Annotated in this window: 8 protein-coding genes; all 8 read left to right on the top strand. The window is 40.7% G+C overall.

Going from position 1 to position 7,564, the window contains the following annotated elements; translation table 11 throughout:
* Positions 1–469 precede the first annotated feature (469 nt).
* The 8 genes from rpmH to noc all read left to right on the top strand — a co-directional run bounded on the left by rpmH (position 470) and on the right by noc (position 7,523).
* Positions 470–604: a 50S ribosomal protein L34 gene (gene rpmH, locus NST18_RS14985; protein WP_003397591.1), complete on the top strand. Its 135-nt coding sequence runs from the start codon at positions 470–472 to the stop codon at positions 602–604.
* 63 nt (positions 605–667) lie between these two features.
* On the top strand, positions 668–1,006 hold the full coding sequence (rnpA, locus tag NST18_RS14980; protein ID WP_004893265.1) for a ribonuclease P protein component: 339 nt from the start codon (positions 668–670) through the stop codon (positions 1,004–1,006).
* Positions 1,007–1,070: 64 nt separating this feature from the next.
* Positions 1,071–1,838: a YidC family membrane integrase SpoIIIJ gene (gene spoIIIJ / locus NST18_RS14975; protein ID WP_004893263.1), complete on the top strand. Its 768-nt coding sequence runs from the start codon at positions 1,071–1,073 to the stop codon at positions 1,836–1,838.
* The gene (gene jag / locus NST18_RS14970; protein WP_004893262.1) at positions 1,835–2,452 is read left to right on the top strand and encodes an RNA-binding cell elongation regulator Jag/EloR; all 618 of its coding nucleotides are present in this window, start codon (positions 1,835–1,837) and stop codon (positions 2,450–2,452) included. Before spoIIIJ ends, jag begins: the two co-directional genes overlap by 4 nt.
* A 170-nt stretch (positions 2,453–2,622) precedes the next feature.
* Positions 2,623–4,008, top strand: a complete 1,386-nt coding sequence (gene mnmE / locus NST18_RS14965; RefSeq protein WP_004893260.1) for a tRNA uridine-5-carboxymethylaminomethyl(34) synthesis GTPase MnmE — start codon at positions 2,623–2,625, stop codon at positions 4,006–4,008.
* An 11-nt stretch (positions 4,009–4,019) separates the two neighbouring features.
* Complete coding sequence (mnmG, locus tag NST18_RS14960; RefSeq protein WP_004893259.1) at positions 4,020–5,909, top strand: tRNA uridine-5-carboxymethylaminomethyl(34) synthesis enzyme MnmG; 1,890 nt, start codon at positions 4,020–4,022, stop codon at positions 5,907–5,909.
* 13 nt (positions 5,910–5,922) lie between these two features.
* The gene (gene rsmG, locus NST18_RS14955) at positions 5,923–6,636 is read left to right on the top strand and encodes a 16S rRNA (guanine(527)-N(7))-methyltransferase RsmG (protein WP_004893258.1); all 714 of its coding nucleotides are present in this window, start codon (positions 5,923–5,925) and stop codon (positions 6,634–6,636) included.
* A gap of 35 nt (positions 6,637–6,671) precedes the next feature.
* Complete coding sequence (gene noc, locus NST18_RS14950) at positions 6,672–7,523, top strand: nucleoid occlusion protein (RefSeq protein WP_004893257.1); 852 nt, start codon at positions 6,672–6,674, stop codon at positions 7,521–7,523.
* The last annotated feature ends 41 nt before the right edge of the window (positions 7,524–7,564 follow it).

Below are 7,564 nucleotides of genomic sequence, written 5' to 3'. Positions count from 1 at the left end.
GCCGCTCTCCCTCCTTCTCCGCGCGGGTGTTTAACTTTTGTATAACTTTGTCTATAAAAAAAATTTTTTTCGACAGTTTTCACCGATTGTGGACAAATATTTACACATCATGTGGACGAAACTGTCCACACATTATCCACATTTTGTGGATAATGAGAAAAAATTATTAAATTATCCAGAGTAAAAACAACAATATAATAGCAGATAGATACATATGTTGCAATGGTTTTAAAAATATTATCCACAAATCAAAAAAGGTGTGAAAAAATTTTACCCACAAGGTTATAAGATGTGAAAAACTTGTCGATAAATGTTGTGGATACAAAAAAACGACAAAAAAAATATCCACAGTAATAATCACAATATATTCAAAAAAAGATACTCCCGGAGTAGTTGACATTTCTCTTAATTTCTCACTATAATTAGAAAGACTGTCTTTTAACAGTTATTCCTCAGGGAGGTGTCATATATGAAAAGAACGTATCAACCAAACAAACGGAAGCGTAGCAAAGTACACGGTTTCCGTGCGCGTATGAGCACAAAGAACGGAAGAAAAGTTCTTGCTCGCCGTCGTCGTAAAGGAAGAAAAGTATTATCTGCATAGGCCACTGAACGATCAGTGGTCTTTTTTCTAACGGGAGTGACAATTGAGGTGTGATGAAAGCACATGAAAAAAAAATATCGCATAAAAAAGAATGAAGAATTTCAAGAAGTATTTAAAAAAGGAACATCGGTGGCGAATCGGCAGTTTGTTTTGTATGTTCTCGATAAACCAGAGCAACCGTATTTTCGCATCGGGTTGTCCGTTAGCAAGAAAATAGGGAAAGCGGTCGTTCGGAATCGTGTGAAACGATATATTCGCCAAGTGTTTCACGAAGAGCGCGATCGAATTGAGATAGGCAAAGACTATGTTATTATTGCGCGAATGCCGGTAGCTACGATGGAGTATGAAGAGACGAAAAAAAGCTTATTGCACGTTTTAAGACGAGCAAACGTTTTTCATTAAATGTTTGCTCGACCGATATGCTAAAATATTTCATGGAATGTATAAAGTAAGGGGGAAAAAACGAGTGAAAAAAAGGCAGGTCGCATGGCTGTTTTTACTTCTTGCTGTTGTATTAGCAGGATGTTCGGAAATTAACCAACCTATTACGGCGGAGAGTAAGGGATTTTGGAACGAATATATCGTTTACCCGCTATCTTGGTTAATTACATATACGTCTGAGTTATTTGGTTCGAATTACGGCTTAGGTATTATCGTCGTAACTATTTTGATTCGTTTAGCTATTTTGCCGTTAATGATTCAACAAACGAGAAATTCTAAGGCGATGCAAGCGTTGCAACCGGAATTGCAAAAACTTCGCGAAAAATACAGTTCAAAAGACGCGCAAACGCAGCAAAAGCTCCAACAAGAAACGATGTTACTTTTCCAAAAACACGGTGTCAATCCGTTAGCTGGTTGTTTGCCGCTATTTATTCAAATGCCGATTTTAATTGGATTTTACCATGCTATTATGCGCACAGAAGAAATTGCACGCCATAATTTTTTATGGTTTGACTTAGGTGAAAAAGATCCGTTTTTCATCTTGCCACTTGTCGCAGGGGTCACAACATTTATTCAGCAAAAGATAATGATGGCTGGCACCGAGCAGCAAAATCCACAAATGGCGATGATGCTTTGGTTAATGCCAATTATGGTCGTTGTTTTTGCGATCAACTTCCCAGCAGCACTTTCGCTTTATTGGGTAGTTGGAAACTTGTTTATGATTGCACAGACGTATTTCATTAAAGGACCAGACTTAAAAGCAACGAAACAAGCTGGGGGAACAGGAAAGTGAAACGAATCACGATGAGGGGCCAAACGGTAGAAGAGGCAGTGGACAAAGCGTTAGCGCAATTACATTTGTCGAAAGAAGCGGTCGATATTGTTGTTGTGCAACAAGAAAAAAAGCCGTTTCTTGGTTTGTTCGGTGGACAAGAAGCAATCGTGGAGATTGTGATCCGTCATCCGTTTGATTGTGTCAAATCGTTTTTAAAACATGTTATTGAGCAGATGGGTGTGCGTGTCCATCTCGCTTTCGAACAGAAAGATGAACATCTCGTCGTCCTGCTTTCAGGTCCAGAGGTTGCACGGGTGATTGGAAAGCATGGCCAAACGTTGAATGCGTTACAATTATTGGCGCAAGGAGTGTTAAATCGCTATACGGATCGTCCGCTTCGCGTTGTTATTGATGCGGAAGGATATCGAAAACGAAGAGAAGAAACACTTGTTCGTTTAGCAAAAAATATGGCGAAAAAAGCGATACAAACGAGGAAAGATATTTCGTTAGAACCGATGAGTGCATGGGAGCGAAAAGTCATTCATACGGCGCTAAGTGATGACGATAGAATACAGACGTTTTCAGCTGGGACGGAGCCGCATCGTCATGTCGTTATTTCACTAAAAAGATAAACATTCTCTAGGGGAAGTCGTTCCTAGAGAATTTTTTTTGTAAATTCAAACGCAGTATGTATGTTGTTATTCACATGTGGATAAGTTAAAATTTACTTGATTACCATTGTGAATAAAACACGAATGATATAGATGTGGATAATTTTGTTTTAAGAAAGAAGGTGAATAGCGTGGAATTCGATACAATTGCAGCGATCTCGACCCCGATGGGTGAAGGGGCGATTGCTATCGTCCGTTTAAGCGGGGATGAAGCGATAAAAATTGTTGATCAACTGTTTGTTGGTGTAGGGGGAAAGAAGCTAAAAGACGTCCCATCTCATACAATTCATTATGGACACATAGTACATCCGGAGACGAAAGAAACGATTGAAGAAGTGATGGTTACGGTGATGAAGGCTCCGAAGACATTTACGCGTGAAGATGTTGTCGAAATTAACTGCCACGGGGGGCTCGTTTCCGTCAACCGCGTTCTTCAACTCGTGTTAGCGTATGGAGCTCGTCTAGCGCAACCTGGAGAATTTACAAAAAGAGCTTTTTTAAATGGGCGTATTGATTTATCCCAAGCAGAAGCGGTCATTGATCTTATTCGCGCCAAAACGGATCGTGCCATGGCTGTTGCATTGAATCAAATGGAAGGTCGTTTATCGAAACTGATTCGTCGCTTGCGCCAAACGATTTTAGAAACGTTGGCACATGTCGAAGTAAATATTGACTATCCAGAATATGACGACGTCGAAGAAATGACGCATCGACTGTTGCTTGAGAAGGCGACAGAAGTGAAAAATGAAATTGAACGGCTACTACAAACGGCACAACAAGGAAAAGTGTTAAGAGACGGACTAGCGACAGTGATTATCGGTCGTCCAAATGTTGGGAAATCATCGTTGTTAAACAGTTTAGCTCATGAAAATCGTGCGATCGTGACGGATATTCCAGGCACAACTCGTGATGTTATTGAGGAATATGTAAATGTTCGTGGTGTACCGCTTCGTTTGCTAGATACAGCGGGCATTCGTGAGACAGAAGACATTGTCGAACGTATTGGGGTCGAGCGGTCACGGAAAGTGTTAAAAGAAGCTGATTTAATTTTGCTTGTACTTAACTACAATGAGCCGCTAACAGTAGAAGATGAGCAGTTGTTTGAAGCGGTCAAAGGAATGGACGCCATTGTTGTTGTTAATAAAACAGACTTACCGAAGCGAATTGATATGGACCGAGTGAAGCAATTAGCGCAAGGATTACCAATTATTACGACATCTCTTTTGGAGGAAAGAGGGATCGAGCAACTTGAAGAGGCGATTGCCTCATTGTTTTTCAGTGGAGATGTAGAGGCGCGCGATTTAACATATGTATCAAACTCGCGTCATATTGCATTGTTGACGCAAGCAAAAAAAGCGATAGAAGAAGCGATTCACGGCATCGAAGCGGGGATGCCGATCGACATCGTGCAAATTGATTTAACGAGAGCGTGGGAATTGTTAGGTGAAATCGTTGGAGATACGGTGCACGAAAGTTTGATTGATCAATTGTTTGCACAATTTTGTTTAGGAAAATAAGGAGGGTGTTTATGCATTACGAGGCAGGATCTTATGATGTTATCGTTGTCGGCGCCGGTCATGCGGGATGTGAAGCGGCGCTTGCTGCTGCACGCATGGGAGCAAGTACGCTAGCAATTACGCTCAATCTCGATATGATTGCTTTTATGCCATGTAACCCATCAATCGGCGGACCTGCAAAAGGGATTGTCGTTCGGGAAATTGACGCATTGGGCGGAGAAATGGGGAAAAACATCGACAAAACGCATATTCAAATGCGAATGTTGAACACAGGAAAAGGACCTGCGGTGCGAGCGTTGCGTGCACAAGCAGATAAATTTTTATATCAACAAGAAATGAAAAAGACGTTAGAAAACCAAGAGAATTTAACGTTATTACAAGGAAAAGTAGAAAAATTAATCGTAGAAGACGGTGTATGTAGAGGTGTCATTACGCATACAGGTGCTCGCTATTATGCTAAGGCTGTCGTTATTACGACAGGAACGTTTTTACGCGGTGAAATTATTATTGGTGACATTAAATATTCAAGCGGTCCGAACAATCAACAGCCATCGATTAAACTTTCAGAGCATTTAGAGGAACTTGGTTTTGAATTAGTTCGCTTTAAAACAGGAACACCACCGCGTGTAAATAGCCATACGATTGATTACAGCAAAACAGAAATTCAGCCGGGAGATGACGTGCCACGAGCGTTCTCCTATGAGACGAAACAATACATTACCGACCAACTTCCTTGTTGGCTCACTTATACGACAGAAGAAACGCACCGAATCATCGATGAAAATTTACATTTGTCACCGATGTATTCAGGAATGATTAAAGGGACAGGTCCGCGTTATTGTCCATCAATTGAAGATAAAATCGTCCGTTTCCATGATAAACCACGTCATCAAATTTTCCTTGAACCAGAAGGAAGACATACGCAGGAAGTATATGTACAAGGTTTATCGACAAGTTTGCCGGAGCATATTCAACGTCAAATGTTAGCGACAATACCGGGGCTAGAGAAGGCACAGCTCATGCGTGCTGGTTATGCGATTGAGTATGATGCTATCGTTCCAACACAGCTATGGCCAACGTTAGAAACAAAAGTTGTTCAACGACTATATACAGCAGGCCAAATTAACGGGACATCTGGATATGAAGAAGCAGCTGGTCAAGGGCTTATTGCCGGCATTAATGCCGCTTGTAAAGCGCTTGGAAAAGAGGAGTTAATTTTAAGTCGCTCAGAAGCATATATTGGTGTTTTAATTGATGACCTTGTGACAAAAGGAACGAACGAGCCATATCGCTTGCTAACATCCCGTGCAGAATATCGTCTTTTATTACGTCACGACAATGCCGATTTACGTTTAACGGAAATTGGCTATAAAATCGGTTTAATTTCACAAGAGCGATATGAGAAGTTTGTCGCAAAGAAAGAAGCGATCGAAGCGGAAAAGAAACGCTTAAAATCTTACATCATTAAGCCAACCCCACAAGTACAACAACTTATTCGGGATGCCGGGGGAAGCGAGTTAAAAGACGGCATTCGTGCAGCTGACTTGTTAAAGCGTCCAGAAATGACGTACGAGCACATTCAAATGATTGCACCAGCGGAACAACCGATTGATCCTGAAGTAGCAGAGCAAGTAGAAATTCAAATTAAATACGAAGGATATATTGAAAAATCGCTACAACAAGTTGAAAAATTAAAGAAAATGGAAAATAAAAAAATTCCAGAAGACATTGATTACGATGCGATTACAGGATTGGCGACAGAGGCGCGTCAAAAACTAAAACAAGTTCGTCCGCTTTCCATTGCACAAGCGTCACGCATTTCGGGAGTCAATCCGGCAGACATTTCGATTTTATTAGTGTATTTAGAGCAGGGAAAAATCGCACGTGTGTCAAATGAATAAAGAGGGATGAATGATGGATGTAAAGGTATTTCAACAAATGTTAGAGGAGAAAGGAATTTCGCTTTCTCCTCAACAACTTACTCAATTCGAAACATATTATCAATTGCTCGTTGAATGGAACGAGAAAATGAATTTAACGGCGATCACAGACGAAGAAGGCGTGTACTTGAAGCATTTTTTTGATTCCATCACACCTGCTTTTTATTATGATTTTTCGCAATCATTATCTATTTGCGATGTTGGAGCAGGGGCTGGTTTTCCGAGTATACCGCTAAAAATTTGCTTTCCTCATCTACATGTATCAATTGTTGATTCATTACAAAAACGAATCACATTTCTGAATCATTTAGCGGCACAACTTGGGCTTGAAGGAGTAGCCTTTTATCATGATCGCGCCGAGACGTTTGGACAAAAAAGTGTACGTGAGTCATTTGACGTCGTCATGGCTCGTGCTGTTGCTCGTTTATCTGTCTTAAGTGAGCTCTGTTTGCCACTTGTGAAAGTGGGAGGAACGTTTATTGCAATGAAAGGTGCATCAGCACAAGAAGAGCTTGAACAAGGAAAAACGGCTATTCGTGTTTTAGGTGGCGAAGTGGCGAAAGTCGAACAATTTTTATTGCCAATTGAAGAAAGTGAACGAGCAATCGTTTTTGTCGAGAAAAAAAGAAAAACACCGAAGAAATATCCACGCAAACCAGGGGTACCAAACAAGCTTCCGATTGAATGAATGTTTTGAGTTCTCAAAGGTGGTGTCAGGGGGAAATGAAGCATCCTTTTTCGCGATTTTTCAACTTTGGTGAAAAAGAGCAAGAAGAAATTGTCATACCGAATGAAGAAATAAAACGAATCGCCATTTCACAAATTGTTCCAAACCGTTTTCAGCCGCGAACCATTTTTGTTGAAGATAAAATTGACGAACTTGCTCAAACGATTCGCACGCATGGGATGATTCAACCGATTGTTGTTCGAGAATGCGAAGATGGAAAGTTCGAAATTATTGCCGGAGAACGAAGATGGCGGGCGGCACAAAAACTCGGTTGGACAGATATACCTGCCATTATTAAAAATTTAAATGATACGGAAACAGCCTCTGTTGCTTTAATTGAAAACTTACAGCGAGAAGAACTAACTCCGATTGAAGAAGCGGTTGCTTATGCGCGTTTGCTAGAATTGCATAATTTAACGCAAGAAGCGTTAGCACAACGGCTTGGAAAAGGACAATCGACGATCGCTAACAAACTTCGCTTATTAAAACTCCCTCAAGAAGTACAAGAAGCGTTATTGCAACGTCAAATTACCGAAAGGCATGCTCGTGCGTTAATTGTGCTGAAAGATTACGATAAACAGTTAAAATTGCTTGAAGAGATTATTCAAAAGCAACTCAACGTGAAACAGACAGAAGATCGAGTCGCGAAAATGCTAGAAGAAAGCGACGATGAAAAGCGCCCGAAGCCGAAACGAAAATCGTTAAGTAAAGACATGCGCATCGCTGTCAATACGATTCGTCAGTCGTTGACGATGGTTGCTGATAGCGGTGTTGCGATCGATTCAGAAGAAGAAGAGTTTGAAGACTATTATCAAATTACCATCCGCATCCCGAAGAAACAAAAATAACACCTCATCCAAAATGACGATGAGGTTTTCTTTTTGTATAT

This window comes from Anoxybacillus sp. FSL W8-0104 (assembly GCF_038004465.1).
Taxonomy (GTDB): domain Bacteria; phylum Bacillota; class Bacilli; order Bacillales; family Anoxybacillaceae; genus Anoxybacillus; species Anoxybacillus flavithermus_G.
The sequence above is the reverse complement of the archived record's forward strand: the minus strand, read 5'-3'. Positions and strand labels throughout refer to the sequence as shown.

What these genes read in the sequence shown, in the direction of transcription:
- rpmH (WP_003397591.1), top strand. Translation starts at nt 470, where the DNA reads ATGAAAAGAACGTATCAACCAAACAAACGGAAGCGTAGCAAAGTACAC.
- rnpA (WP_004893265.1), top strand. Translation starts at nt 668, where the DNA reads ATGAAAAAAAAATATCGCATAAAAAAGAATGAAGAATTTCAAGAAGTA.
- mnmG (WP_004893259.1), top strand. Translation starts at nt 4,020, where the DNA reads ATGCATTACGAGGCAGGATCTTATGATGTTATCGTTGTCGGCGCCGGT.
- rsmG (WP_004893258.1), top strand. Translation starts at nt 5,923, where the DNA reads ATGGATGTAAAGGTATTTCAACAAATGTTAGAGGAGAAAGGAATTTCG.
- noc (WP_004893257.1), top strand. Translation starts at nt 6,672, where the DNA reads ATGAAGCATCCTTTTTCGCGATTTTTCAACTTTGGTGAAAAAGAGCAA.